Annotated in this window: 24 protein-coding genes; 4 read left to right on the forward strand and 20 right to left on the reverse strand. The window is 67.9% G+C overall.

What is annotated here, in order from left to right:
- Positions 1-48 precede the first annotated feature (48 nt).
- On the reverse strand, positions 49-756 hold the full coding sequence (locus tag ACQPYH_RS26200; protein ID WP_432876367.1) for a prepilin peptidase: 708 nt from the start codon (positions 754-756) through the stop codon (positions 49-51).
- A gap of 98 nt (positions 757-854) precedes the next feature.
- On the opposite strand from ACQPYH_RS26200, the gene ACQPYH_RS26205 reads away from it, so the two are divergent.
- A complete protein-coding gene (locus tag ACQPYH_RS26205) occupies positions 855-1,307 on the forward strand; it encodes a hypothetical protein (protein WP_432876369.1) in 453 nt (150 codons plus the stop codon).
- On the opposite strand, the gene ACQPYH_RS26210 is transcribed toward ACQPYH_RS26205, so the two are convergent.
- From ACQPYH_RS26210 to ACQPYH_RS26285, 16 genes are all read right to left on the reverse strand, one after another.
- Positions 1,300-2,334: a DUF2330 domain-containing protein gene (locus ACQPYH_RS26210; RefSeq protein ID WP_432876371.1), complete on the reverse strand. Its 1,035-nt coding sequence runs from the start codon at positions 2,332-2,334 to the stop codon at positions 1,300-1,302. The genes ACQPYH_RS26205 and ACQPYH_RS26210 overlap by 8 nt on opposite strands.
- Before the next feature lie 14 nt (positions 2,335-2,348).
- Positions 2,349-3,917, reverse strand: coding sequence for an FAD-binding protein (locus ACQPYH_RS26215; RefSeq protein WP_432876373.1), 1,569 nt, complete (start codon positions 3,915-3,917; stop codon positions 2,349-2,351).
- On the reverse strand, positions 3,904-4,728 hold the full coding sequence (locus tag ACQPYH_RS26220) for a shikimate dehydrogenase (RefSeq protein ID WP_432876375.1): 825 nt from the start codon (positions 4,726-4,728) through the stop codon (positions 3,904-3,906). The genes ACQPYH_RS26215 and ACQPYH_RS26220 overlap by 14 nt, the downstream gene beginning before the upstream one ends.
- Position 4,729: 1 nt before the next feature.
- On the reverse strand, positions 4,730-5,917 hold the full coding sequence (mltG, locus tag ACQPYH_RS26225) for an endolytic transglycosylase MltG (RefSeq protein ID WP_432876377.1): 1,188 nt from the start codon (positions 5,915-5,917) through the stop codon (positions 4,730-4,732).
- 11 nt (positions 5,918-5,928) lie between these two features.
- Complete coding sequence (gene ruvX, locus ACQPYH_RS26230) at positions 5,929-6,378, reverse strand: Holliday junction resolvase RuvX (protein ID WP_432876378.1); 450 nt, start codon at positions 6,376-6,378, stop codon at positions 5,929-5,931.
- Positions 6,379-6,408: 30 nt separating this feature from the next.
- A complete protein-coding gene (gene alaS, locus ACQPYH_RS26235) occupies positions 6,409-9,078 on the reverse strand; it encodes an alanine--tRNA ligase (protein ID WP_432876380.1) in 2,670 nt (889 codons plus the stop codon).
- Positions 9,079-9,083: 5 nt separating this feature from the next.
- Positions 9,084-9,320: a DUF6167 family protein gene (locus ACQPYH_RS26240; protein WP_130449639.1), complete on the reverse strand. Its 237-nt coding sequence runs from the start codon at positions 9,318-9,320 to the stop codon at positions 9,084-9,086.
- A complete protein-coding gene (locus ACQPYH_RS26245) occupies positions 9,317-9,727 on the reverse strand; it encodes a DUF948 domain-containing protein (RefSeq protein WP_130449641.1) in 411 nt (136 codons plus the stop codon). The genes ACQPYH_RS26240 and ACQPYH_RS26245 overlap by 4 nt, the downstream gene beginning before the upstream one ends.
- 103 nt (positions 9,728-9,830) lie before the next feature.
- A complete protein-coding gene (locus tag ACQPYH_RS26250; protein ID WP_432876383.1) occupies positions 9,831-10,145 on the reverse strand; it encodes a hypothetical protein in 315 nt (104 codons plus the stop codon).
- A gap of 342 nt (positions 10,146-10,487) precedes the next feature.
- Entirely contained in the window at positions 10,488-10,700 is a 213-nt protein-coding gene (locus tag ACQPYH_RS26255) for a hypothetical protein (protein ID WP_432876385.1), read from the reverse strand.
- A gap of 524 nt (positions 10,701-11,224) precedes the next feature.
- The gene (locus ACQPYH_RS26260) at positions 11,225-12,724 is read right to left on the reverse strand and encodes a replication-associated recombination protein A (protein ID WP_432876386.1); all 1,500 of its coding nucleotides are present in this window, start codon (positions 12,722-12,724) and stop codon (positions 11,225-11,227) included.
- Positions 12,725-12,785: 61 nt separating this feature from the next.
- Entirely contained in the window at positions 12,786-13,718 is a 933-nt protein-coding gene (locus ACQPYH_RS26265) for a hypothetical protein (RefSeq protein WP_432876388.1), read from the reverse strand.
- Positions 13,715-13,966 carry a hypothetical protein gene (locus ACQPYH_RS26270; RefSeq protein ID WP_432876390.1) on the reverse strand — a complete coding sequence of 84 codons (252 nt, stop codon included), beginning with the start codon at positions 13,964-13,966 and terminating at the stop codon, positions 13,715-13,717. Before ACQPYH_RS26270 ends, ACQPYH_RS26265 begins: the two co-directional genes overlap by 4 nt.
- Positions 13,963-14,598 (reverse strand): VC0807 family protein, encoded by a 636-nt coding sequence (locus ACQPYH_RS26275; RefSeq protein ID WP_432876392.1) that lies wholly within the window; start codon positions 14,596-14,598, stop codon positions 13,963-13,965. The genes ACQPYH_RS26270 and ACQPYH_RS26275 overlap by 4 nt, the downstream gene beginning before the upstream one ends.
- A gap of 70 nt (positions 14,599-14,668) precedes the next feature.
- Complete coding sequence (locus ACQPYH_RS26280; protein WP_432876393.1) at positions 14,669-17,365, reverse strand: accessory Sec system translocase SecA2; 2,697 nt, start codon at positions 17,363-17,365, stop codon at positions 14,669-14,671.
- A 209-nt stretch (positions 17,366-17,574) separates the two neighbouring features.
- Positions 17,575-18,366: a GNAT family N-acetyltransferase gene (locus tag ACQPYH_RS26285; RefSeq protein ID WP_432876395.1), complete on the reverse strand. Its 792-nt coding sequence runs from the start codon at positions 18,364-18,366 to the stop codon at positions 17,575-17,577.
- Between the two features lie 64 nt (positions 18,367-18,430).
- On the opposite strand from ACQPYH_RS26285, the gene ACQPYH_RS26290 reads away from it, so the two are divergent.
- Complete coding sequence (locus ACQPYH_RS26290) at positions 18,431-19,054, forward strand: AMIN-like domain-containing (lipo)protein (protein WP_432876397.1); 624 nt, start codon at positions 18,431-18,433, stop codon at positions 19,052-19,054.
- A 15-nt stretch (positions 19,055-19,069) separates the two neighbouring features.
- Here ACQPYH_RS26290 and ACQPYH_RS26295 read toward each other — a convergent pair whose 3' ends face one another.
- Positions 19,070-21,088 (reverse strand): GxGYxYP domain-containing protein, encoded by a 2,019-nt coding sequence (locus tag ACQPYH_RS26295; RefSeq protein ID WP_432876399.1) that lies wholly within the window; start codon positions 21,086-21,088, stop codon positions 19,070-19,072.
- Positions 21,089-21,816: 728 nt separating this feature from the next.
- On the opposite strand from ACQPYH_RS26295, the gene ACQPYH_RS26300 reads away from it, so the two are divergent.
- Both ACQPYH_RS26300 and ACQPYH_RS26305 read left to right on the forward strand, forming a co-directional pair.
- Positions 21,817-22,620 carry an alpha/beta hydrolase fold domain-containing protein gene (locus tag ACQPYH_RS26300; protein ID WP_432894484.1) on the forward strand — a complete coding sequence of 268 codons (804 nt, stop codon included), beginning with the start codon at positions 21,817-21,819 and terminating at the stop codon, positions 22,618-22,620.
- 109 nt (positions 22,621-22,729) lie between these two features.
- The gene (locus tag ACQPYH_RS26305; protein WP_432876401.1) at positions 22,730-23,149 is read left to right on the forward strand and encodes a dihydrofolate reductase family protein; all 420 of its coding nucleotides are present in this window, start codon (positions 22,730-22,732) and stop codon (positions 23,147-23,149) included.
- 34 nt (positions 23,150-23,183) lie between these two features.
- Here ACQPYH_RS26305 and ACQPYH_RS26310 read toward each other — a convergent pair whose 3' ends face one another.
- Together ACQPYH_RS26310 and ACQPYH_RS26315 are read right to left on the reverse strand one after the other, a co-directional pair.
- On the reverse strand, positions 23,184-25,259 hold the full coding sequence (locus ACQPYH_RS26310; protein ID WP_432876403.1) for an SIR2 family protein: 2,076 nt from the start codon (positions 25,257-25,259) through the stop codon (positions 23,184-23,186).
- Positions 25,259-26,149 carry an NAD-dependent epimerase/dehydratase family protein gene (locus tag ACQPYH_RS26315; protein ID WP_432876404.1) on the reverse strand — a complete coding sequence of 297 codons (891 nt, stop codon included), beginning with the start codon at positions 26,147-26,149 and terminating at the stop codon, positions 25,259-25,261. Before ACQPYH_RS26315 ends, ACQPYH_RS26310 begins: the two co-directional genes overlap by 1 nt.
- Between the last annotated feature and the right edge of the window lie 34 nt (positions 26,150-26,183).

Here is a 26,183-nt window from a genome sequence, read left to right on the forward strand (position 1 = left end):
GGCGGGCAGTGCCCGCACATCAACCATCTGGTGGAGTGCGGGGATCCCCTATCCGGCGTACAACCGCTCTAGCGGCGCACCGAGCAGTACGCCGGCCAACGCGCCGACCAGCATGAACGGCCCGAACGGGACCATCTGCTTGCGCGTCATCACCCGCGCGGCGATCAGCACGATGCCGACGAGCGCGCCGAGGAAGAACCCGCCGTACAAACCGGATGCGAACTGCCCCCAGCCCAGCCAGCCGAGCGCCAGTCCGAGCAGCCCGGACAGGCGTACGTCGCCGAACCCGACGCCGCGCGGGAACGCGAACCACAGCACGTAGAACACCGCGAACCCGATCGCCCCGGCGATCACTGCCCGGCGCAACGATCCCCAGTCCCCCGTCGCGACCGCGGCCGCCAGCAAGCCGGCCGCGACGACGACGTACGTCGGCCAGATGATCACCGAGGGCAGGAACCGCGTCCGCGCGTCGATGTACCCGAGCACCGCCCCGGCCACCGCGAGCGCCAGCCACGCGGGCAGCACGGCATCCAGCCCGAGCATCCAGCCCAGCAGTCCCCCGGCCACCGCCGCGAGCCCGCCACACCAGTAGGCCGCTCGCCGGCCGGCCACCGATGCATACAGGACCTTGGTCTCGCCCTCTTCCAGCACCGGCTCGGGGATGTTGCGCATCAGCCAGGGGCCGAGGACAGCCGCAGCCGAACCGCAGAGGACCACACCGATCCCCGCGGCGAGCACTGCGTTGTCAGCCGGCACGATCCAGGAGCCTAGACGATCCTGTGACCCGACTTCGCGAGCCCTGTGGACAAGAGTGTGGGAGTGTGATCGAAAGGTCATCTCGGGAAGGACTGACGATGAACGCCGTGGACAAGGGCCGGGTCAAAGACGCGCTGCTACGGCAGGTCGAGGCCGAACTGCAGGCGGCCCGGGGCGACGTGGCCCGGAAGGATTCGGCCGCGATGCTCGACCAGGACTCGTCGTTCTCGGTCGACGACCAGTCGCAAGCCTCCGAGGCCGGCGATCTCGGTCGGCTGCTCGAGGGCCGGGAGCAGCGGCAGGCGGGCATCCGCGCCCAGATCGAGAAGCTCGACTTCGGGCCGCGGAGCGAGGTCGGGCTGGGCGCGATCATCGGATTCGACGGCGATCGGTACGTCGTGGGCGTGGTCGCGGCCGCATTCGACTGCGACGGCGCGACGTACGAAGGGATCGCGGCCGACGCCCCGATCTACGCGGCTCTCGAGGGCCTGCACGCCGGCGACACGTTCAGCTTCGCCGGCCACGACCACCGGCTCGACTTCGTCAGCTGAGGCGGGACCGGCGCACCAGCACGCGGGCAATCACAGCCGCACCGACGCCGATCAGGAGTAGGCCGCCGAAGAGCACGCCGACCGTGCTCCAGAAGCCGTCATTCGTCGTGACGACCTCGACCCGCTGGTACTCCGCGTCCGTCGCGGCCGGCGCGAACGTGAAGTCGTCGGTGATCCGGCCCGGCTCGCTGTACGTCGCCGTGTATGCCGTCAAGAAGGTGGCCGGCGTCGTCAGCGCATCGTCCTCGACCCGGCCGGCGAACAGCAGTTCAGGCTTCACCGACGCATCCGGCAGCTTCGTCGCGTCGACCCGGTGCTCGGCCGCGACGTACACCGTGACCGTCTGGGAGGTCGTCGCGCCTTTGCTCAGGCGCATCGGGTAGACGATCCGCTCTGATGCGAATGTGAGTCGCAGCGGCGGCGTTGCCCCGCTCAGGCTCTCACCGTCCCGCTTCGGCGCGAGCTTCACGGCCACGATCTCCCACTTCTCCGTCAGGTACGGCGTGAGGTTCGCGGCCAGCGTCGCCGGTACGACGTATCCGTTTGTGCGCAGCCAGTCCGTGACCGCAGTACCGGTCGAGCCGGTGAGCCGCGCGACCGCGAACGGGCCGAGGACCATTTGCTGGCGGACGTTGACCCCGGAACCGGGCGCCGCCTCGCCGGCCAGGTCGCGGTTGCCCATGATCCCGAGGTCGCGGAACGGCCAGTACGTCTTCTTGTAGACGATCTTCGGCCGCGTCAGCTGGTCGAGCCGGTAGAACAGCTGGTCGTCGCCGAGCTCGACCTTCGCAGCGGCCGGGACCGGCATGATCCAGGCAGCCTTCTTCGAGATGCCGTTGATCGCCATCGAGAGCGTGATCTTCTCGGTGCCGCCGTCGTGCTGGACCAAGGCGTTCTCGCCGTACGCGCGGGCTCGCGACTGCGCGTCCGGCAGGTAGCCACCACATGCGCACGCCCAGGCAGGCGTCACCCCGGCCGCAATGAACCCGACTGCCAGCACACCCGCCACAACCCGCCAAAGCTTCACTGGCGGAACACTAGCTAGGCAAGGGTGTACGGGGTGTGGAAGAAGTTGGACGGGTCGTATTTCTTCTTCGCCGCCTGCAGCTTGGCCGTGCTGCCGCCGTAGTACGAACTGACTGCTCGGCCGGCCTCGAGATAGTTGACGTAGGCACCGGCTGAGGCCACACGGACAGCGCGATGGCCGTTGGCGATGAAGGTTTTCGCGGTCGTGCCCTGCGCGGACGAGTACCACTGGATCACGCCCAGCGCGCTGCGCCACGGCCACGATGCGCCGCCGGCCGGCTGCTTCGAGGCCTGTCCACCGAGCGGGTCGAGGATCGCCGACGCCGGCGTCTTGGCCCGCGCCCCCGCCTTCACCGCACCGAGCAGCGCGGTGATCGTCGCCGCATCCATCGCACCCTTCAGTACGTCGGAACCCGCCAGGAAGCCCTGCCGCGGACTCGTCGTCCCGCCCCCGAGATACTTCACCGCCTCCATATGCGACTTGACGCTGATGGTCCGCGCCGAGGCCTTCGCGCCGACGAACGACTCCAGCTGCGCGGCCGCCGCGTTCGCGTTGCCGGTGGTGGAGACGCCGAGCACATGGATCGACAGCGTTCCGTTGCTCTGGGCATCGATATGCAGATTGCCCCAGGCCGTAGTCGGCGCGGCCTGGGCGAACTTCTGCCAGCCGCGAACGACGGCCGCCGCCTGCGACTCGGGCCAGGTCAGCCGGAAGAACCCGAGATTGGTCGCCGGGATCGTGGAGAACCGGAACGACGTGACCACGCCGAGGTTGCCGCCACCGCTGCCGCGCAGTGCCCAGAACAGGTCCGGCTCGACGGTCGCGCTGACGTTGTGCGACTTCCCGTCCGCAGTGAAGACGCCCATCGACACAACCCGGTCACACGTCAGCCCGTACGTACGCGTGTGGATCCCCATCCCGCCGCCGAGCGTGAGGCCGGCGACGCCGACGGTCGGACAGGTGCCGGTCGGCAGCGAGCGCCCGTACCGGTCGAGGAACGCGTGGACGTCGTACAGCCGGGCTCCGGCGCCGACGGTGAGGATGCCGTTCGAGTAGCTCATGGTTTTCAGAGCGCCGACGTCGACTTGCATGCCGTTGGCGATCGTGGATGCACCGACGTACGAGTGGCCGCCGCTCTTCGGCACGAGCACGAGCTTGTTGTCGCGGGCGAAGTTGATCGCCTTCTGTACGTCGGCGGGGTTCGCGGCCTTCACGACGGCGGTCGGGCGGACGCTGTCCCAGCGCGGGTTGAACAGCTGGTGCGCGGCGGCGTAGCCGGACGTCGAGGGCAGGTAGACCTTGCCGGCCAGCGAGCGGGAGAAGGTGTTCCAGTTCGGCGCGGTCGAAGTCAGCGTCGGGGCCGACGTACTCGGGTTGCTGCTCGGCGTCGTGGTCGTCGGCACAGCCGTGCTGCTGGGAGCCGTCGTGGTCGGAGCAGAGGTGCTTGGTGCGGACGCCGTGGGTGTGTCGGACGGGCTCGTCGTACCGCCCGCGTTGTCCTTGGAGTCCCCGCATCCGGTCAGTCCGACGACGGCTGCGGCGCTGCCGGCCTTCAGTACGGTACGGCGGTCAAGCAGGCTCACGATCCCCCAACTCCTCACGCGCGGCCGACCTCATGGCCGCCAGAGGAGCCGGCGACCTACCCGTCATCATCTCCACCTGGAGGGTCGCCTGATGCACGAGTAGATCAAGTCCGTTCAACAGCTCTGTACCGATCCGGTGCGCCGCGATCGCGAGCTTGGTCGGCCAGGGGTGGTACGCCACGTCGAACACCACCGGCGCCACCGACGCGAAGTGCTCGGCCCACGGATCGACCGCGCCACCAGGCAGGGTCGACACGCACAAGTCGAAGCCGCCGATCTGCTCCACCTGCGAGAAGTCCGCCACCGACGTCCGGAGTCCGAGCTCCGCGGCCAGATCCAGCAGCCGCTCGGCCTTCGAAATCTCCCGGACGACGACGGTCACCTCGTTGACCTTCATGCCGCGCAGCGCCGCCAAGGTGGATGCGGCCGTCGCACCGCCACCGACCACGACGGCGGTCTCGGCTGCGGTGATGCCCTGCTCGGCGAACGCGTTGATCAGCCCAGGTACGTCGGTGTTGTGGGCGGACCGCGATCCGTCAGTCTCGAACAGCATCGTGTTCGCGGCGCCGATCAGCTCCGCGACCGGATCGACCGTGTCGACGAGTTCGAGTGCGATGCGCTTCAACGGCATCGTCAGCGACAGCCCACGGACGTCGTCACCGAGCGATGCCACGAACGCGGGCAGTTCGTCCTCGAGCACCTCGAACGCGTCGTACCGCCAGTCCAGTCCGAGCTCGGCGTACGCGGCCCGATGCATCGCCGGTGACAGCGAATGCGCGATCGGCGAACCGAGCACAGCGCATCGGGTCAACTCAGCACTTCCCCGTGTGCGCCTGGCACCAGGTCTGGAGCTTCTTCACGTTGACCTGGTGTTCCGCATACGTGTTGGCGAACGCGGTCTCGCCGGTGTCCAGGTTGACCAGCGTGAAGTACTTCCAGTCGCCCGGCGTCGGGTTCAGCGCGGCGCTGAGCTCCAGCCGGGTCGGCGAGTTGATCGGCGACGGCGGCAGACCCTTGTGGTTGTAGGTGTTGTACGGCGAGGGGTTCTTGCGCTGCTCGGGCGTCGTGTAGACGCCGCCGTCCTTACCGACCACGTAGTGGACCGTCGAGTCCATGCCCAGGTACATCCCGGCCGCCAGCCGGTTGTAGATCACCCGCGCGACCTTGCCGTAGTCGGCCTGTTTGTTGGTCTCCGCGCCGATGATGCTGGCCACGATCACCGCCTGGTACGGATCCAGCTTCTTGTGCTGCGCGGTCTGCACCAGGTTCAGCTCTTTGGCGATCGACGCGTACTTCGCGGTCATCAGCTTGAGCATCACGGTCGCGTTCGCGTTCTTCGGCACGTCATACGTCGCCGGGTAGAGGAAGCCCTCGGGATTGCCCTTCGCGTACGCCGGCAGGCCGAGCGATGCCGGGTGGTTGATCGCGGTCGCGGCCGAGCCGGCCGGCAGCTTGAGCTTGTTCTGCAGGATGACCGCGACGTCGCCCTTGGTCTCCCCGGACGGGACGCTGACCCGCATCACCTTGATCGACTCGGCCGTGTTCAGCATCAGCGCCAGAGCGGCCTTGGCCGACATGTGCTTGTGCAGCGTGTAGGTCGCAGCCTGGATCTGCAGCGACCGTGTGTCGTCACGGGCCGCGCGCTCGAACGCGCGGGCACTCTTGACGACCTCCTTCTTCTCCAACGTGTCGGCGATCGAAGAGGTCGACTGACCCTTGGAGATCTCGACCTGCACGGTCCCGGTGCCCTGGCCGGTGTAGTCCGGCGCGGAGAACACGCCCTCCAGCGCGTCCTTGCCCTTGCCGAAGCCGACCACGGCGCCGGCCACGATCGCACCGACGACGATCAGCGAGACCAGACCGGCGAAGCAGCCGAACGCCCGGCGGCTGCGGGCCCGGCGCCGGTTCGCGCGACGCTCGACGCGGGTCTCTGCCCGCAGACCGAGGCCGCTACCGAGATCGTCGGCCTGCTCCTCGCCCTCGTTCAGCTCTTGATCCACCGATGGTCCGTTCACAGGGGCCTCCCGGGCGGGTTGCCGGTCTCGCGCTCGAGGTCGAGCGCATGTTGCAGAATCACGACCGCCGCGGCCTGATCGACCACGGCGCGCCGCTTGGAGCCCTTCTTTCCCCGCTCCCGCAGCATCCGTTCGGCGGTGACGGTGGTGAACCGCTCGTCCACCAGCCGCATCGTCGTCCCCTCACGCATCTTGTCCAGCACCTGCGCCGCCGTCTCCCGGATCTTCACCGCGGCCGGTCCCTCGCCCCCGGACAGGGAGCGCGGCAGCCCGACCACGATCTCGAACGCCTCCAGTTCGGCGGCGAGTGCGGCGATCCTATCCAGATCCCCGGGCCCACGCCGGACGGTTTCCACAGGCGTGGCCAGGATTCCGTGCGGATCGCTGCTCGCGACGCCGATCCGGGCATCCCCGATATCGAGCGCGATCCGCACGCCGGTTCTCATCTACGTGGTCTCATCTGTGGTAGTCCTCGATCAGCCTGTGACGAGGTGGCCGACGGTGTGCTCGACCGCCGCCAGCGCCTCGTCGGCACCGGCCGGATCCGTGCCGCCACCCTGCGCGACATCGTCCTTGCCGCCGCCGCGACCGCCGAGCTTCTCGGCCGCGACCCGGACCAGGTCACCGGCCTTGAGCCGCCACTCGCGGGCCATGTCGTTGAGCGCGATCACGATGCCGGGCTTGCCGTCGTTCACGCTCAGTACGGCGATCACGGCCGGCTTCTCGTTCGACATCCGGCCGCGAATGTCCAGCGCCAGCTTGCGCAGGTCGCCGCCGTTCACGCCGTCGGGCGCACGGTGTCCGACGTACTGGACGCCGAACACGTCCTTCGGGTCCTTGGCCAGCTCGGCCGCGGCCTCGAGGACCTGGGCGGCGCGGACGCGCTCGAGCTCCTTCTCCGCGGCGCGCAGCCGCTCGGCCAGGTCGGCGACCTTCGCGGGAAGCTCCTCCGGCCGGGTCTTCAGGTTCTCGCTGAGCAGGCGGACCAGCGCGCGCTCGCGGCCGAGGTAGTGCAGCGCCTCCAGGCCGACGAACGCCTCGATCCGCCGTACGCCGGCGCCCACCGACGACTCGCCTGTGACGGTCACCGCGCCGACCTGCGACGAGTGCTTCACGTGCGTGCCACCGCAGAGCTCACGCGACCAGGGCCCGCCGATCTCGACCACTCGGACCTGCTCGTCGTACGTCTCACCGAACAGCGCCAGCGCGCCCCACTCCCGCGCCTCCGGCAGCGTCATGTACTGCGCCGACACCGGGAGGTCCTGCCGTACGGCGAGGTTCGCGACCTCTTCGATCTCCGAACGGGTCGCCGGGTCCAGCGCCGACGACCAGGCGAAGTCGAGCCGCAGGTAACCGGGCTTGTTGTACGAACCGCTCTGCAACGCGTTCGGGCCGAGCACCTGGCGCAGCGCGGCGTGCACGACGTGCGTGCCGGAGTGCGCCTGGCAGGCCGAGACCCGCCACTCGTGGTCGACAGCCGCGTGCACGTTCTCGCCGGGACGCAGTACGCCCTCGAGGACCTCGACGCGGTGCACGATCAGGCCCTTGACCGGGCGCTGGACGTCGAGAACCTTCAGCTTCAGGCCGTCCCCGAGGATCAGGCCCTCGTCGGCGATCTGGCCGCCGGACTCCGCGTAGAACGGGGTCTTCTCCAGCACGACCTCGACCGTCTCGCCCTGCTCGGCGAACGGCGCGACCGCGCCCTCACGGAGCAGACCGCGCACCTGCGAGTCGCTGGAGAGCTCCTGGTACCCGGTGAACTCGGTGGCACCCTTCTCCCGCAGCTCGCGGTAGCCGGAGGTGTCGGCGTGACCGGCCTTCTTCGCGCGGGCGTCCGCCTTGGCGCGCTCGCGCTGCTCCTTCATCAAGGAGCGGAAGCCCTCGGTGTCGACGTTCAGGCCCTGCTCGGCGGCCATCTCGACGGTCAGGTCGATCGGGAAGCCGTACGTGTCGTGCAGCTGGAACGCCTTCGCGCCCTCGAGCTGGTGTGCCCCGCTCGCCTTGGTGTCCTTCACCGCGACGTCGAAGATCGTCGTACCGGCCGTGAGAGTACGGCGGAACGCCTCCTCCTCGGCATACGCGACCTGGCTGATCCGGCCGAAGTCGGCCTCCAGCTCCGGGTACGACTTCTTCATCTGCTCGAGGCTCGTCGGCAGCAGCTCGACCAGGCTCGGGTCCTCGTAGCCCAGCAGCCGCATCGAACGGATCGCCCGGCGGAGCAGGCGACGCAGTACGTAACCGCCCTGCTCGTTGCCCGGGGTGACGCCGTCGCCGATCAGCATCAGCGCGCTGCGGACGTGGTCGGCGACCACGCGGAACCGGACGTCGTCGACGTGCTCCACGCCGTACTTGCGGCCGCTGAGCTCGGACGCCTTCTCGATCACCGGGAAGATCTCGTCGATCTCGTACATGTTGTCGACGCCCTGCAGCAGGTACGCGACCCGCTCCAGGCCGAGACCGGTGTCGATGTTCTTCTTCGGCAGCTCGCCGAGGATCTCGTAGCCGTCCTTGCCGCCGCCCTCGCCGCGGATGTTCTGCATGAAGACCAGGTTCCAGAACTCCAGGTAGCGGTCGCCCGCCTCCCAGTCCCGGTCCGCGCCGAACTCCGGGCCGCGGTCGATCAGGATCTCCGAGCACGGGCCGCACGGACCCGGGATGCCCATCGACCAGAAGTTGTCCTTCATCCCGAGCCGGACGATCCGGTCGTCGGGCAGGCCGGCGATCCGCTTCCAGAGGTCGATCGCCTCGTCGTCGTCGTAGTACACCGATGCGTACAGAACCGACTCGTCGAAGCCGTAGCCGCCTTCGTTCTGGGGCTTGGTGACCAGCTCCCAGGCGTACTCGATGGCCTTCTCCTTGAAGTAGTCGCCGAAGGAGAAGTTGCCGTTCATCTGGAAGAACGTGCCGTGCCGCGTGGTCTTGCCGACTTCCTCGATGTCGAGGGTCCGGACACACTTCTGCACGCTGGTGGCCCGGTCGTACGGCGGGGTCTGCTGGCCGACGAAGTACGGGACGAACTGCGCCATGCCGGCGACGTTGAACAACAGGTTCGGGTCCGGCGACGGGAGCGGGGCACTCGGCACCACGGTGTGGCCCCGGTCCTCGAAGTACTGCAGGAACCGTCGCCTGATCTCACTGGTTTCCATGGGTGTTACCGGTAGTCCTCACGATCGTTTGTGGTCTCGATGCCCAGCGCGTCACGCAGCTCGGTCTCCCGCTCGGCCATGCCCTCGCGGACCTGGTCGCCGAAGTGCCGGACCGCGGCGGACAGCTTCGCCGCGGACTCCTGGACACTGTCCGGAGCGAGGAGCTGTGCACGTTTCTTCAGCCGGGTGACGGCGTACACGCCGACGGCGATCCCGACGATCAGCCAGATGATCCGCTTCACCGTTTCCGCGCCTTCCGCTCGGCCTTCATCTCTTCCTTCACCCGGCGGCTCACGTCCTTGCGCTGCTGGTCGCCGAGCGCGCGGCGGACGCCGTACGTGAAGGCGGCTGCCTTCACCAGCGGGCCGCCGGCGGTGGCCGAGAACAGCGACATCAGCGCGGCCGCGTTGGTGGTCACCGTGGTGGCGTTGTCGGTGATCGTGTCCACCTTCGCCAGTTGGGCGTTCGTGGTCGCCACGGTCGTGGTCACCTCACCGAGCAGCGGGATGCTGGAATCGGAGACGCCCTTGACCATGATCCGGGTCTCGTCGAACACCTTGCCCAGCTTCAGGATCGGATAAGCCAGCAGGCCTACCAGGATGAGCAGCGCGCAGGCGGCTATCAGCCCCGCGACTTCACCGACGCTCATGGAAACGATCCACCTTCCCGTAGCGAGCCCGTTGTGCCCTTATGGAGGCACGACCCTATCGCGCGGCCATACCGCACTCCGCTCCAGGACACCATCCCTCACATCACAGTCGCCAACCAAACCGGCTCACGGGGTCGGTGGCGTCTCCGTGGGGGTCGTCTCGGCCGGGGTCGGCGTGGCCGGGGGCGAGGGGGTCGCTGCGGGCGTTTGGCTCGGTGTCGTTGGGCTTGCGGTCGGCGTCGGGGTGGTCGGGGTCGTTGGCGTCGTCGGGCTTGTTGGCGTTGACGGCGTCGTTGCGGTTGGGCTGGTTGGGATCGGGCTGGTTGGCTTGGTCGGTGGTGACGTCGGCTGGGTGGTGGTCGGCGTTGTGGTCGTCGGTTCCTGGGTGGCGGATCGCGTCGGTTCCGGTCCTACCCAAGGCGGTGCTGGCTCGCTCGGAGTAGCAGACGGGCTCAACGGCACCAACGGCTTGCCGACAGGGAGCTTCGGTCTCGTAGTGGACCTCGACGTACCTTGCGATCGCTCGACGCTCGGGGTGGAGACGCTCGGGGCGGACGACGGCGCTGCCTGGGTCGTCGCCGTCTCGTGCGACCGGAACGGGATCAGGAACAGGGCGCCTGCCACCAGAGCCAGCGCTGCTGCTCCGACACCCAACTTCAGGAGCGGAGTACGTCGACGGATGTGCCGCGGACTGGACTGCCTCACAAAACGCAAAACCTTTCGCCCCCAGGCCGAAAAGCAGCCTACCGATTCGAACGCTTCAATCGAAGCTCACCGTGAGTGCCTGAACGGCCCCGTCGGGTGCCCATCGCAGCTCCATCGAACCGGTCCCACCGCCCGACCAGCGGAAACGCGCCAATTCGTCGCCGTCGTCGATCAGCGTCATGGTCTCCGACGGCGGGTTTTCCCGGTACGCCGCAGCAATCGCCGTCCGACCTTCGAACGGTCCAACCGGCACCCGTACGAAACTCATGACCCCGTCCTCCGCAAAACGCAGGCCAAACCCGTCCCAGCCACCGGTCAGGCGCCTCCAGCGGCTCAGAGGCCTGGACACGTACGGCACTCCTGCGACCACCTGCAGTCGACCACCGGAGCCAGCCAGCCACCACCTCAAATCCCTCTTCTTTTCGTCTTCCTTTGTTTTTCTCTTGTCTTTGTGTGAGGACGATTCAGAAGTCCGGGTTTGGCTTGCACCGCCAAGTCGTGCTCGGGCTCGAAGCCGGCCCCGACACCAACCAGATCCGGTGTCGGATTCGTCGAGTCGTGGGTTCTGGCGATCTTTTGCAGCCGCTGTCCACGACTCGGCGTACCGGCCCGGGGCCCTTCTCCACGACTCGGCGAACCAGCCAACCGGGTGGCCGCCGGCGGACGACCAAAGGCTCGCACTTGGTCCTCGATCGCGATGGGTCGATGTCTGCTTCGACACGCCAAGCGGGCGCTGTCAAACTCGCGGTCGATCACCGAGGTCGGCCGCCCCTCAGTATCCTTCTTCTTCTCTCAGCTTTTCCGGTCCCGCAGGATCTTGCGGATGGCGGCCACTCGATCGGCGTACGCCGCTTCGCCGCCGCGGCGGGTGGGGGTGTAGTAGTCGGTGCCGTCGATCACGTCCGGGGCGTACTGCTGCGGTACGACGCCGCGCGGATCGTTGTGGGAGTACTCGTACGACGAGCCGTGGCCGATCTTCTTCGCGCCGGCGTAGTGCGCGTCCCGCAGGTGCGGCGGGACCGGCCCGACCTTGCCCGCCTTCACGTCGGCGATCGCCGCGTCGACGGCCACGATCACCGCGTTGGACTTCGGCGCGAGCGCGAGTGCGACGACTGCCTGCGCGAGGTTGATCCGCGCCTCCGGCATACCGATCAGCTGCACCGCCTCGGCCGCGGCGACTGCGACGCCGAGCGCGGTCGGGTCGCCCATGCCGATGTCCTCGCTCGCGGAGATCACCAAGCGTCGGGCGATGAAGCGGGGGTCCTCCCCCGCCTCGATCATCCGGGCCAGGTAGTGCATCGAGGCGTCGACGTCCGAACCGCGGATCGACTTGATCAACGCCGACGCGACGTCGTAGTGCTGGTCGCCGGCCCGGTCGTACCGCACCGCGGCTCGGTCAACCGCGGTCTCCAGCGTCACCAGATCGATGAGCGCCCGGGCCGGCACCTCAGCGCGGTCGTCGGGGCGGGCGCTGCTGATCTGGGCCGACGTACCGCCGGCCGTCTCGCCCTCGTCGGCTGATTCGGACGGGTGGTCGGTGGCTTGCTCGTACTTGACGGCCTGCTCGTGCTTGGCGCGGGCTCCGCCGGCTGCGGCTTCCAAGTACGTGAGTGCGCGGCGGGCGTCTCCGCCGGCCATCCTGAGCAGGTGGTCCCGGGCGTCCTGCGCCAGCTCGAAGTCGCCGTTCAGGCCCCGCTCGTCGGAAAGCGCCCGATCCAGGAGCAGCGAGATGTCGTCGTCGGTCAGGGACTCCAGCGTGAGCAGGAGACTGCGCGACAGCAGCGGGGAGATTACGGAGAAGAACGGGTTCTCGGTCGTCGCGGCAACCAGCGTGACCCAGCGGTTCTCAACGCCGGGCAGCAGCGCGTCCTGCTGTGCCTTCGTGAAGCGGTGCACCTCGTCGATGAACAAGACAGTCTCGACCGTCCCGGTCCCGCGGGACAGGTCGCGGCGGGCGCCGTCGATCACCTGCCGCACGTCCTTCACCCCGGCCGTGACCGCGGACAGCTCCACGAACTTCCGGTCGGTCTGGTGTGACACCACTGCCGCGATCGTGGTCTTGCCCGTCCCCGGTGGGCCCCACAGCAACAGCGACATCGGCTGGTCACCCTCCACCAGCCGTCGCAGCGGCGAGCCGGGCGCGAGCAGATGCTGCTGCCCCACCAACTCGTCCAGACTCCGCGGCCGCATCCGCACCGCCAACGGAGCCGCCGTGTGATCCGCATCCGCCAAACTGCCGCCCCCACGGGCCGGCGCGGGAACACCCGGGAGATCGAACAAACCTTCACTCACGCCCTGAGCCTATCCACCCCCGCCGACACCCCAGTCACACCAGCCCTCCGAGTGGCTCGGGTCAGCGGGATTGGCCGGGGCGAGGGGTCTGGTTCCGGAGGGCTCGGGTGTCGCGGCGGGTAGCCGGAGCAGGGGTGTCGAGGCCGTCGGCGAGGCCCGTGCGGACGGAGCGGAGCTGCGCCTGCGCGGGATCGAGTCGGGTGGCGACGGCGTTGCTGTGGTCCATCCAGGCATCGCTGGTGCCCTTCGCGTACACCGCCAACGCGGGCACCTTCATCGCCAGCTCCGCCCACATCGGAGCGCCCGTGAGACCGACGGCCATGGTGTAGGCGAAGAACGCCGAGGTCATCCGCGCCTGCCGGAGAAGAACCTCGCGACGGCTGGTCGGCGCCTCCTGACGCCGGGCGAGGTTCATCCGGTCGTCCATCAACTGCTGCCCCTGCCGGACCAGGTCGTCGGCAGCCTCCCGAAGCGGTCCGCTCACCCGGACGTGCGCTCCTTCGGCGACCACGTCCCGCAGGACGCTCGCCCGGGCGAACCGGGTCAGCGACCGGGCCAGCCATTCGTCGTCGCGGGACGGGACGTCCGCGCGTCCGCCGTACGCGTCGTCGAACTGTTTCCGGAGATCCGCGATGCTGCTGACCGGAAGCGTCCGGCCCTCGATCGCGGCCTGGTTGACCGCCTGCGCGGAGGCCTCCTCGAGGCTCACCCCCCATTCGTTGTCCGGGTCGACAGACATCTCGACCGCCTTCGCGAGGATCTGCTCAGCGTCCGTTCCGTGCGGATCCAGGCGTACGTCGTCCACGTCCAGCCTGCGCCACCAGTGCGCGAGCCGATCCGCCGTACGCCGTGGCTTGTCCGTCGCAGCTGCCGGGAAAGACCGCTCGTACCGGTCGAGGGCCAGCAGGGCCTCGGCGGCGAACAGGTCCACCACCTGTTGCGCGGCGGCGAGCTCATCGCGGCTCGGCTCGCGGAGCTCGGCCCGCGGAGTCATTGCCGACCGTCCAGCTCCGCCTGCACTCGCTCGACGGCTTCTGCCCGGCGCCGGAGACTGTCGAACCGCTCGGCCTTCTCCGGGTCGGCCGGCTGGTAGTCGACGTCCTCCGCCGCCTCGACCGGGACGTACCACCAGCGGCCCGCGTACCAGGTCGGACCGACCTCCGTCCCGGCGAGCATCGGCGTCGCCTCCCCGGAGTCGAGCAACTCACGCATGCGCTCTTGCGAAAGGTTGTCGTCCGTCATCCGACGACTGTAGGACGGCGAGGGGCGAACACGAGCTGGTAAGTGCCGCTCCGCCGGAGCAGCACGATGGTCGGGACCTGCAGCGCGACGATGGTGAGCACCGTGATCACCGGGTCGGTCGCCGGCACGACGGAGATCGGCAGCGTGTACGAGAGGATGACGCGGACGACCGCGTCGACGATCGACGCGATCCCCCAGAACACGGTGATCCACTTCCAGGCGTGCCGGAACCGCGCGTTCGTCTCCCAGAGCTCGTCCATCAGCGCGGCCCGCCGGGCGAACATCGCGCGGGTGACGATGTAGGTCAGCGGCTTCGGGTGCCGCAGCGACCACAAGGTGATACCGGCGAACGGCAGGCTGATCCACGCGTTGCGGACGAGCAGGAGGCGTGCGTCGCCACCGATCACTGCGACGACCGTGCTTGCCACCATGCTCACCACGACCGCCATCCCGACCAGGTCCGTACGGCGCTCACGGACCAGCGAGACGGCGGAGCTGATCAGACCGGGGATGACGCCGGCGAGCAGCGCGATCAGGTCGCTCACACCGAGCGCCTTCACGCCGTAGTACAGGGCGAGCGGGACGGCGATGTCGACGACGAGGAGCCAACGACCTTTGCGCGTACGGGGCATGACCCGAGAATCAGGCACGCGACCGTCGGCCGGCATCGAGCCGACGGCTGTGCGTGCCTAGACCAAAGTCTTAGTCCTTCTTGTCCGACTTCTCGTCGGCCGAATCGTCGGCGGCCTCGCGCAGTTCCTCGGGCAGGTCCTCGTCGTCGTCCGAATCGTCGTCCGCGTCGCGGAGTTCCTCCGGGAGGTCGTCCTCGTCGAACTCCTCGGCGAGGATCTCCTCGGGCTCGGCGGCCGACTCGGGCTTGATCGCGTTGCGGAGCCGGCCGAGGATGCGGTCCGCCTCGGTGCCGAACGGGTTGTCGTTGACCAGGTACGTCCAGGTCGCGGTCGGCCGCGGGATCCCGCTGGCCTCCTCGTCGAGCCCGTCGGACGTGATCTCCGCCGTACCGAACGTGTCGGCCGCGTCCTTCCAGGCGTCCTCGATCAGCGTGTCGAACGACGCGATCGCCGACTTGTTGAACTCGTCGATCGGCTTCAGGTGCACGATGCCGCCGGCCAGCGAGCGCAGGTGGATGCCTTCGCGCAGGTCGGCCAGGTACGCCAAGTGGTCGGTCCACCGCCGGTCCAGATGACCGAGCGCGATCCGGCGCGCGGCGGCCTTCACCACGTCCTCGCCGACCTCGTCGACCAGCTCGTCGTACCGCTCCTTGGCCCGCTCGGCGAGCTCGGTCGCGGCCAGGTCGTCGGTCAGCACCTTCTCGCGGGTCTCGAGCAGGATCGCCCGCTGCTGACCGGTCAGCCGGTTGTACTGCCAGGTGGTCCGGTGCAGCTCGGCGTTCGCACCGTCGGCTACGCGCTGCGCGTGCTCGAGTACGCCGATCGACTTGCGGTCGGTCAGCCGCCCGGTGTCGTCCGGGTGCGGGCGCAGGCCCGACGAGACGGAGTACCGCGTGACGAGCTCGTCCGCGAGCGACGCGAAGAACAGCGTCCCGCCCGGGTCGCCCTGACGCCCGGCGCGACCACGCAGCTGGTCGTCGAGCCGTCGTGACGCGTGCAGACCGGTGCCGATGACGTACAGGCCACCGAGCTCGATGGCCTTCTCCTTGTCATGCGTCTCGTCGCGTCCACCCAGCCGGATGTCGGTACCGCGGCCGGCCATCTGCGTCGACACCGTCACGGTCCCCGGCACACCCGCCTCGGCGATGATCGCCGCCTCTTCGGCGTCGTTCTTCGCGTTCAGTACGACGTGCTCGATCTCGGCCGCTTCGAGCTTGTCGCTGAGCTGCTCGGACTCCTCGACGCTGTGCGTGCCGATCAGGATCGGCCGGCCGGACTCGTGGACGACGCCGATGTGCTTGACCAGCGCCTCGTTCTTCTGCTCGACCGTCAGGTACAACCGGTCGGGGTCGTCCTTGCGGACGTTCGGCGTGTTCGGCGGTACGACGGCGACATCGACCTCGTAGAACTCCTGCAGCGACTCCCCGACGACGACCGCCGTACCGGTCATGCCGCACAGCGTCTTGTACCGCTTGACCAGCGCCTGGACGGTGATGCTGTCCAGCACCTCACCGGAGTCGCTGACGGGGACGGCCTCCTTGGCCTCGACCGCAGCCTGCAGACCGTCGGGCCAGCGCTGCAGCTTCGCGACGCGGCCGCGGTTGTTGTTGATCAGGCTGACCCTGCCGTCGCGAACCAGGTAGTCGACGTCGCGGCGCAGCAGCACCTCGGCGTGCAGTGCGACATTGATCTGGGTCAGCCGGTCCAGGTTCTCGTCCGCGTACAGGTTGAACTCCGCCGCGGGCTCCGCTTCCTCGGTCACCTCATCGGTCGCCTCATCGGTCTCCGAGTCAGCGGTCGCTGCGTCGTCGGTCGCCGACTCATCAGTCACCGAGTCGTCGGCCGCTGGCTCATCGGTCGCCGGCTCATCGACCGCCGCGACCTCAGCCGCCTCCGCCTCCGCCTCTGCCGCCGCCTCTGCCGCCGCTGCCTCGGCTGCCGCGCCGAGGGCATTCTCGACCTTGTCGGTGCCGCGGTCGGTCAGCGCGACGGTCCGGCCGTCGCCGTCGATCTCGTAGTCCACGCCCGCGCGCAGCGTCCGGACCAGCTGGACCACGTCGTCGTCCAGCGCCTCGGACCGGGTCGCACCGGCGAGCACCATCGGCACGCGGGCCTCGTCGATCAGCACCGAGTCGGCCTCGTCGACGAGCGCCACGTCCGCGTCGACCGTGACCCGGTCGTCGACCTTCGTGACGAGCCGATCCCGCAGTACGTCGAACCCGATCTCGTTGACCGGTACGTAGCAGACCTCCGCCTGGTACGCCTCGCGGCGCTCCTCCGGCGTGGACACCTGGCCGACGTGCGACACGGTCACACCGAGCAGCTCGTACACCGGGCCCATCCACTCGGCGTCGCGCTTGGCCAGGTAGTCGTTCACGGCCAGCACGTGCACCTTGCGGCCGCCGATCGCGTACCCGGCGGCGGCGATCGCACCGGCCAGCGTCTTGCCCTCACCGGTCGCCATCTCGACGACGCGGCCCTGCAGCATCGCCAGCGCGCCGACGACCTGGCCGTCGAACGCGCGCTCGCCGAGCGCCCGCTGGCCCGCCTCCCGGGCCAGCGCGAGGAACTCGATCTGCTCGTCCTCGTGCAGGCCACCGGTGGTCCGCAGCTCCGTGGCCGCCTCGGTGAGCTCTTCGTCGGTCAGGGACTGGACCGACTCCTCCGCCTCGCCGACCAGCTGGGTGAGCCGTTCGTACGGGCCGAGATCGATCGAGCCGGGGCGCTGCAGCAGCCGGCGGAAGCGAGAAGCGATTTTCAGGGCCATGATGCAGGCAACGTACAGCGTGAGCCGGTCGTTCCGCTCGTTAGGGCACGGCGGCTCGTCCCGCGCCGTCGCGAGCAGGTGCTCGGCGGAGTGCCTCGGTGCGCTGGAGACGAGGTGGCGATGCGGAGCATCGTGGGCTCGGCTCCAGCGCAGCGAGGTGCCCGCCGAGTGCCGCGCAGCAGGCGCGGGACGAGCCGCCGTGCCCTAAGTCAGGGTGTCCACTCGTAGGGTGTCGTGGTTGTTACGGCATGGAGACCCAGCTTCTGCAGGATGGGGCGGGAGTCCTCGGTGGCGTCGACGCGGAGGAACTCGTAGCCGCGGTCCTTCGCCAGCCGGGCGCGGTGGACGAGCAGCGCGCTGTAGAGCCCCTGGCGCCGCCACTCCGGGAGCGTTCCGCCGCCCCAGAGGCTGGCGAATCCGGTGCCGGGGTGGAACCGGATCCACGCGGCCGACACGGCCGGGCCCTGCTTCAGCACGTCCTCGACCAGGAAGACAGACAGCCGGTCCGGGAACATCCGCGCCTCGCCCTGCAACTGCTCCACGATGCGCGCCAGCCCGTTGCCCCAGAGCGTGTCGGTCAGTACGGCGATCCGCTGGAAGTCATCTGGTCCGTCGGCCTCCCGCAACCGCACCTTCGACGGCAGCGCCGACGGCCTCTCGAGGATCCGATCCACCTCGCCGAGGATCAGCGTCTCCGGGTCCTCCTTGGTGAAGCCCGCTTTGACCAGCCGCTCCCCCAGATCGGCCGGCTCGTCGTACGCGTAGGTCTTCCACTCGAACGGCAGCCCGCGCTCCCGGAAGAAGGCCAGCTCCTGCTCGATCACGGCGTCCGGGTCGTCGCCCAGCCCGCGCGGCGTCTCGACGAAACCGGCTCCCTCGGGACCCTCGACGTACGAGCGATGCACCAGGCCCTCATGCTCCTGCTTCCACCCGGGGATCGTGTCGGCGTCCGGTAAGCGGATCCGGCGGTGGAACACGTCGAGCAGTTCGTCTGGCGTCATACCCCGCAGTCAACCAACCGGTCGTATGGCGCGTCCAACGAGTAAGTCCTGAAGGGGGGACATCATGAAACTTCACCACATCACCCCCAAGGCGATCCTCACCGCAGTCGCAGTGCTGACAGTCCCCACCGTGGCATTCGCCGCGCCGGCCGTCAGCGGATCGTCCACCGCCCCCCACAAGACCTCCGTCACGACCGCCTCCGCGTCTTGCCCACGCGGTTGGGGTTCGCTGCCCGAGGTCCACACGAACCAGGTGCGGCCGCCGTTGCCGAACGCAGCGACGTCCGTCACCAACGTCCGCACCGGACGCCACGCCTGCTATGACCGGCTCGTCATCGACCTGGCCAACGGGGCGACGGGGTACGACGTGCGGTACGTCAGCAGCGTCCGGCAAGACGGTTCCGGCTTCCTCGTCCCGCTCCGCGGTGGCGCGAGGCTGCAGCTCGTCGTCCACGCGCCGGCGTACGACATCAACACCGGAAAGCCGACGTACCTGCCGAAGAACGGCAAGGAGCTGACGAACGTGGCCGGGTACAGCACGTTCCGGCAGGTTGCGTTCGCGGGCAGCTTCGAGGGGCAGAGCACGCTCGGGCTGGGGGTCCGCGCCCGGCTCCCGTTCCGCGTGTTCACGCTGACGGGGCCGGGCACGGGCGCCCGGTTGGTGGTGGACGTCGCCCACCACTGGTAGTTGCAATGAAACTAGTTACAGCACCCTGTTGAGCAGGTCGTAGAACGTGTTCGCGAGGACGAGCTCGTAGGGGTCGGTGAGCAGCGGTGCGAGTTCCGCCATATCGGACGGCGTCCAGTTCCAGGCGCCGATACCGCCCGAGATGAACAGCGGGCTCGCACCGTCCCAGCCGGCGATGCGCTGGTCGAGCGCGGCCTTGTACTCGGCCGCGTTCCCCGGCGCGCCCCAGTTCCCGGTGATCGGCAGACCGCCTTGGCGGACGGCAAGCGTGTCGCCGTCCCAGGTCTGCATGATCCCCTTCAGCGGCGTGTAATCGGCGTACCCCTTGGCGATCGCCTCGGGGAGCAGCACCCACTTGTCGTCCTGCCTGCCGCTGTACGCGTACACCACGTCCAGGCCGGTGCGACGCATGAAGTCGCCGCTCATCTTCAGGTACTGCGTGATCTCGTTCGCCTTCCACGACACCGGGTAGGTGTAGCCGCCGCCGGACGGGCCGCAGACGAGGAGATCGTTGGCGGTGGCAGTGCGCTGGTAGTGGCTGTAGATGTTCGGACCGGCCTCGGCGAGCAACGGGCTGATGGTCCAGTTGGTCGGGACTTCGCCACGCTTCGGGTCGTCCCAGATGTCGCGCAGCCGGCGCTGGCAGTACTGGATGTTGTCGCCTTCGCCGAACGTCAGCGTCAGATAGACCTTGTTCTTCGGCGTGCTGATCCGCCGTACCGGCCTGGGCTTGGGAGAGATCGGCGCGGCCGTGCCGGCGTGGACCGTGCCGTTCATGTAGAAGTCGGCAGCGACCACTGGCGAACCACCCTGGCTCGCGAGGTCGACGCCGTCCCACTCGCCGGAGACGTCGTTCGCGAACCAGCCCATGTACGGCGCGAGCGTCGGCCACTTGGCGTAGTGCTCGATGAGTAGGTCGCCCGTCTCGCCGCCCGGCGGTAGCCAGCTCACCAGGGCCTTGGTGGCTACCACGTAGTCGCGGAAGTACGGGAACGGCTCGACGCGGGTCGGTGCCGTGTCGGTCGCGGTGACGAGGTACTGGTTCCACATCGTCACCGTGACGACCAGGGACGTCGTACCTGCCGGCGGCTCGAAGCCGTAGATGAAGTAGCCGCCGCCGTCGCTGAACCGGTTGGCCTCGCCGCCGATGCTCGAGTTGGCGCCGTCGAAGAGGTACTGCGCCTCCTCCGGGGTGTCCGGCTTGAAATGCGCGATCTCAGTGCCGTTCGCCTTCACCCAGACCTCGGAGACCGACGGACCCCAGCCGTCATTGGTGAACGAGTCCTGGAACAGGACGAACACCTTCTCCTTGCCGAGCTTCGCGGAGACGTCGAGATCGAAGTTGCCGCGGTTCGACGAGTCGCGGATCTGCCTTGTTTCACGGGCGATCTCGAGCCACTGCACGTCCTCGACATTCACCACGCGGGTCGGCGGCAGACCAGCGAGCAGTTGCTTGGTGACGCGCGGGAACAGGTTGTCGAGCTGCCACCGGTACGTCTTCACGCGGTCGTCGTCGAACATCCCGCGCAGGTCCTTCACGATCTTCAGGCCGTACGCCTTCGCCTGATCGGCATCCGCGACGACGGCGTTCTCCAGACCGGCCAGCGTCGTGGCGACGTTGAGCGAGTCGGGTACGGCGGGGTCGTAGACGATCGAGCCGCGCACACGATTGCGGTACTTCGCGACCAGGTCCAGCGGGTTCTTGTACAGCTTGGTCGGTAGGTGCAGGTCGGTCAGCCATTTGGCATCCGGCACGCTCTGCGTCCCGGTGTCGTAGATGAAGTACAACTCCGGCTCGGTACGGTTGACGATGCCTTGCAACGTTGTCAGCAGGGTCTGGTCTCCCCCGCTGAGTTTGCTGACGTCGCCGTAATCCAGGTGTTTCGGGCGGTTGAACACCGGCAGCAGCCGGGCGGGGCTGCCGGACGTCGATGAAACCGCAGCCTGCGCTGTAGATGTGAGCCCCGGAACGAACCCGAGACCCCCCACCGTCACCGCACCGCTGCCCGCCAGGAACGCTCGTCTCGAAACCATCGTGACCACTCCCTGAGGTTGACATCGATGTCAAATCAGGCCGGACAGTAGCAACGCTGGAACGGTGTGTACATAGCTCGTTACAACGTTGGCCAAAGAATCTGGAATCGTTTCCGAGGCGAGGGTGATTCGGAGAGAACTGGGAGCTCGATCCCACGCGTGCTACGCAGCCACTCCTCGTCGCTCCGCTCCTCGTCCGCGGCCGCTCCGCGCGCTCCCGCCCGCCCCCGGCTCATCGCCGTGCATCCCTTCCGGCTACCGCCGGACCTTGCGGCTACCGCCGCGGGCGACGGCGTACTCGCGCGGACGCACTTCCCCGGTGTGAGCTGCCCGGGTTCCCGTGCATCTCTGGCAGGGCCGGCCCTCTCCCCGGCGCGGCCGGGCCTTCGGCGGTGCGGTCGGGCCTTCGGCGGTGCGGTCGCTGCGGCGGTGCGGTCGCTGCGGCGCACAGATCTTGCGCCGGCTGGGCGGTGCGCCGAGACACGCTGGTCCGGCGTCCGCGTGCGGACGAACCGTCGGGCCACAGCCCGCCCAGTGGGCCGGGAACGCGGCCAGCAAGGTCGTGCGGCCCGAATCGCGACGGCGCCGGTGACTGTCGGCTGCCTCCAGGTCAACGCGAGAACGTCCGCGACAGTTGTGGTCGCGCTTGCAGATGACCTGCTTGTCTCGTTCCGCTCTGGATCTTGGTTGTTGGGGGGTGTGACGGTTTCCGTGAGGAGGTCATGGTGATGGGGCTGAGTTGTCTTCTGGACGTTCCGTATGCGACGCATGGTGGGGTTGAGCTTTGTTTAGATGTGCTGGGGACGTGGCCCTCGGAGCCGGTGCCTGTTGTGGTGCGGGTTGATGGGTGTCCGGGGTGGGGGCCTGGGGATCGAGGGGCGGCGATGTTGCCGTTTGTGGGGCCGGCTATGGCTCGGGCTGGGTTTCTGGCTGTTGGGATTTCGGTGCGGCACAGTGGGCAGGCGGTGTTTCCGGCGCAGTTGGAGGACGTTCAGGCTGCGGTGAGCTGGCTACGGCGCAACCCGCTCGGGCTACCGGTCGATGTCGAGCACATTGGCGTGTGGGGGCAGTCAGCCGGTGGGCACCTGGCGGCTATGGCGGGGCTCAGCAGCTCGGCGGATGCCGGCGTACAGGCGGTTGTGACGATCAGTGGACCGAGCGATCTCACGCGCGGCGGTGGTGAGATGCGCATCGACAAGCCGTCCCCGGTGACCGCGTTGGTCGGCGGCGATACGAGTCAGTTGTGGGCGGCCAGCCCGGTTGCGCACGTGCGGACCGGCGCCCCGCCGTACCTGATCATTCATGGGACTTCAGACGAGACGGTCCCCTACGAGCAAGCCGAGCTGCTTCATCGCACACTGCTTGCCGCAGACGCAGACAGTCGTCTGATCCCGATCCGCGGCGGCCACCACAACCTCCTCGACGATCCGGACGCGCCGTACGACGGACAAATCTGGTACGACGTCGCAACTGAGTCCGCGCAGTTCTTCCGCCGTCACCTGGCTGTCGGATCGGCCTCGAGCCGTTCGTAGGCGCCCACAACGGCGACTGGGGCGGCTACTGGGGCAAGCAGGCCCCGACCTGCTCGAGCACCGCGCAGCCGTGTACCGCGAGCCATCGCGGATGGTCTTCGGAGCAACCATGTACCGGACCCACTCGGCGATCGTGGCCGCGAGCCCGCCGGCATCCGAGTCGTACGACGAATGGGTGACCCGCATGATGAACCTGCCGGCGACCATCGTGTCGAGCACGCTCCAAGGACCACTCAACTGGCCGGACGCAACCATCGCCACCGGTGACGCCGCCAAGATCATCGCCCGCCTCAAGCAGGACTCCGACGTACCCCTCCGCTCCCACGGCAGCCTGTCCCTCAACCGCTCCCTGCTCAAGGCAGGCCTGGTAGACCGCATCCAGGTCACCCTCTTCCCCGTCATCTGCGGCCAACCCGGAGCCGACCCCATCTTCCAAGGCGCCGCCGACTTCGACCTAGAACTCCTCGAAACCCAAACCTTCGACAACCACACCCAGCAACTCACCTACCGCCCGACGCTGCATGCATAACGGCGGTTGCGTCGTCTGGCCGCTAACCACGCAATCAACCCGCCGTAGCGAGAAGGCTTTTCGCGACGCCGACTGCGAGTTCAGCAGCGCGAGGGTGGAACCTCTTCCAGAAGACTGCGTAGACCTGCTCAACTGCATCCGCAATCGGCTCGTCCAAGGGGATCCGTCCGCATTTGTCCTGCAACCATTCACACAAAACCGGTACCAGCCGCGCGTCCTCCACGCCTGAAGCCTGGTCGGAGTAGGCCGCGATCAAGCCGATAATGACCGCCCAGGTCGCCGTCGGCTCGGGACGACCAGCGCTCATCTCGGTCATTCGGCGATACGCGGCGATAAGGTAACCCTCCGCCTGATCCGCCGGGATGAAGAAGGACGCGAGCACGATCGCGCCGACCTCCCGCCGGGTCGAACCGACGACTCGAGCGAGTTCCCGGACGTGATCGCACTGACCGAAAAGATCCGCGCGGAGACTGTCAGGCCAATCTCTCATCGTCGGTGAACGTCCATGATCCACAGCGGTTCGAGCGCCGGCCTCGTCCTTGATACGCATCTCGACCAGGTCGAGTGCGACCTTCGCCTCGATGCCTTCCCAATATGCGTTCTGCACCTCAGCCAGCAACCTGGGCGACGCCGGGTCGGTCCACACCTGTCTGGCCAGCCCCGATCGCTTCGCTGTAATGCTGCTCCCCCCGGTGTGGGCGAGGACAGACAGGCGATTCCGCCACTCCTCTACAACAGGGGCCTGTGGACCGCGACCCATCACCTCATGGGCACCGATGGCGAACTGGAGCAACGCCCGACTGGTCGATGCAGGTGACTGGCTCCGCCAGGACAGCGCTGCCTGCAATTGATCGCTGTTCCACAGCTCACTCTGCGCACCAAGCCCGAGGGATGCCCAACTCCTGGCAATGCCGGTCCACAGTGTCTTACGGGTTGCCGACCTGTCCGAGATGGGGAGCCAGAACCACAGAAAGTGCCGGAGATGGCTCTCAATCCGAGCACACGCCAGCCACACACCCGGGTCCATGCTGTCGCCGTCGCACGCCCGCCGGATGGCATCCACCATTGCTTGCCAGTTCGGCGTATCGCCCTGCGCGAACCAACTCGACTGCTGCCGCGACTCGTAGTCGCCCACATCGTCCAGCCAGGAGGCGATTTCTTCGAGCGGCGAGTCCGCTGCGGGAGTTCGAAGTCCGGCCGCCATATCAGCGATCGAATCGAGGATCTGCGCGACCTCCTCGTGCTCCTTGTAATACAGCGGGCGAACGCCGTACGACGCGGTCAAGGCGCGTTGCTCCCACCAGTCACGCGTCGTACCGACTTGTTGGAGTGTCGCGTAGTGCATCGGTCGGGCGATCGGCAATTTGCGTCGCACGGTCGCCGCCGCATCGCGCAGCGCGACATCGTTCCACGACACACCGACAGACAGGACGACGTAGTCCTCGAAGAGCCTTGACAAGATTGCGCGGTACGGCGAATCCGCGCTGAGCGCCGCGTCATAGGTCGACCTGGAGAGGACAACCGGCTCGCCGACGACCCCGTCGAACGGGATCGCCCCGTGGAGTCGGAGGACGTTGACCTGGTTCTTGGGCGGCTGGAACAGCTGTCCAAGCGGCCACGCCGAGAGTTCGGTCCGCTCGATCACCCGTACGCCGAATTCGGACGGCAGATTCGCCCGCAGCACATCGATGAGGTCGTCTGTGTAGTTCAGCGACACGATCAGACTGACGCCGCCAGAGACGAGCCGCGTAATCGCCTTCGCGAGCGGGGTCGCCGCCGCTGTGTCACCCGGAATGAAGGGGACGGCCTTCCGAATCCCGTCGGTATAGCCGGTCGGACCCAGGGTGATCCGAAGCGCCTCTGCCGATTCCATCGGCCACTGGTTGGACACCTCGTTCAGCTCTGTCCTGTTGACGTGCACGTCGCCGGCTTTCGCGACGTCGCCGAGCAGATCTGTCCAGCCGGGTCGATGGTTGAGCGATTGGTCAACCCCCGCCCCTACCAGAAGCACCAGTCGAGCTGCCTGCGAATCCGTCTCCGCGGCCGTAGCGACCTCGCTCAGTGAGCGTCGACCATGCGGTGTTACCTGCCAGGCCGGTACTCCCGGCATCAGTGCGCCCCAGCATTCGGGGCGAGCCGCTCTCCGCCGCGGAAGGCGTCAGACAATGCAACCGCTGCCGCTTCTATCGCCGCCGTCACGTCGCCCTCCGGTTTCCACCCATACCTCCGCAGCGTCGACGGGTCCATTGCGTAGGACCTGTCTTCGACGATCCGGTCGGCGACATAGACGAGTTTCGGCGGAAGCCCGAGAACTGATGCGACCAGATCGATCACCTGAAGAACGGAGAGCTGAGCACCCGAGGTGGCCTGATAGACACCGGCTGGGAGGTCACCTCGTGCGGCGAGCATCAACGCTGCACAGAGATCCTCGACCGCCATCCACTCGCGGAGCTGCTCGCCCGTCCCGAAGACTGGAACGGGCTCCGCGTTCAAGAGGCTCGCCACGGCCACCGGGATGAGCTTCTGCGCCCGCTGGCGACCTCCGACCAGGTTGCACGAACGCAGGATCACAAGATCGAGATCGTAGGTGTCCCGGTAACACGTGAGGATCGTCTCTGCACAGGTCTTGGACGCTGCGTACGGCTGTGTGGGGCGTGCCGGCTCGGTCTCCCTCAGGGGTGCAAACGATTCACCGAGGACCTCGTCGGACGACATGTAAACGAGCCTGGATTGCGGGTTCTGTCTCAGCCATTCGGCCGCATCGATAGCGATGGCGATGTTGGTCTCAAAGGCGCGCCTCGGATCGACAAGAGCCTCATCGACGTTGGTTTCGCCGGCGAGAATGATGGCGACATCGATGTCGTCAGAGCCGTCAGGGAGACTCGCAAGGCTGTCCGTCTGTGAGGTCTCGAGCCGCGCCTGGGAGGCGTCGAGATGGGATGTGTCGATGGGGCGCTTGTCCGTCAGGATCAGTGGTGAGGTGGTGTTCGCCACGAGCATCGGAATCAGACTGGACCCGACGAAGCCGGCGGCG

Origin of the sequence: Kribbella sp. CA-245084, assembly GCF_050942355.1 — a bacterium.
In the GTDB taxonomy this organism is placed as follows: Bacteria; Actinomycetota; Actinomycetes; order Propionibacteriales; family Kribbellaceae; genus Kribbella.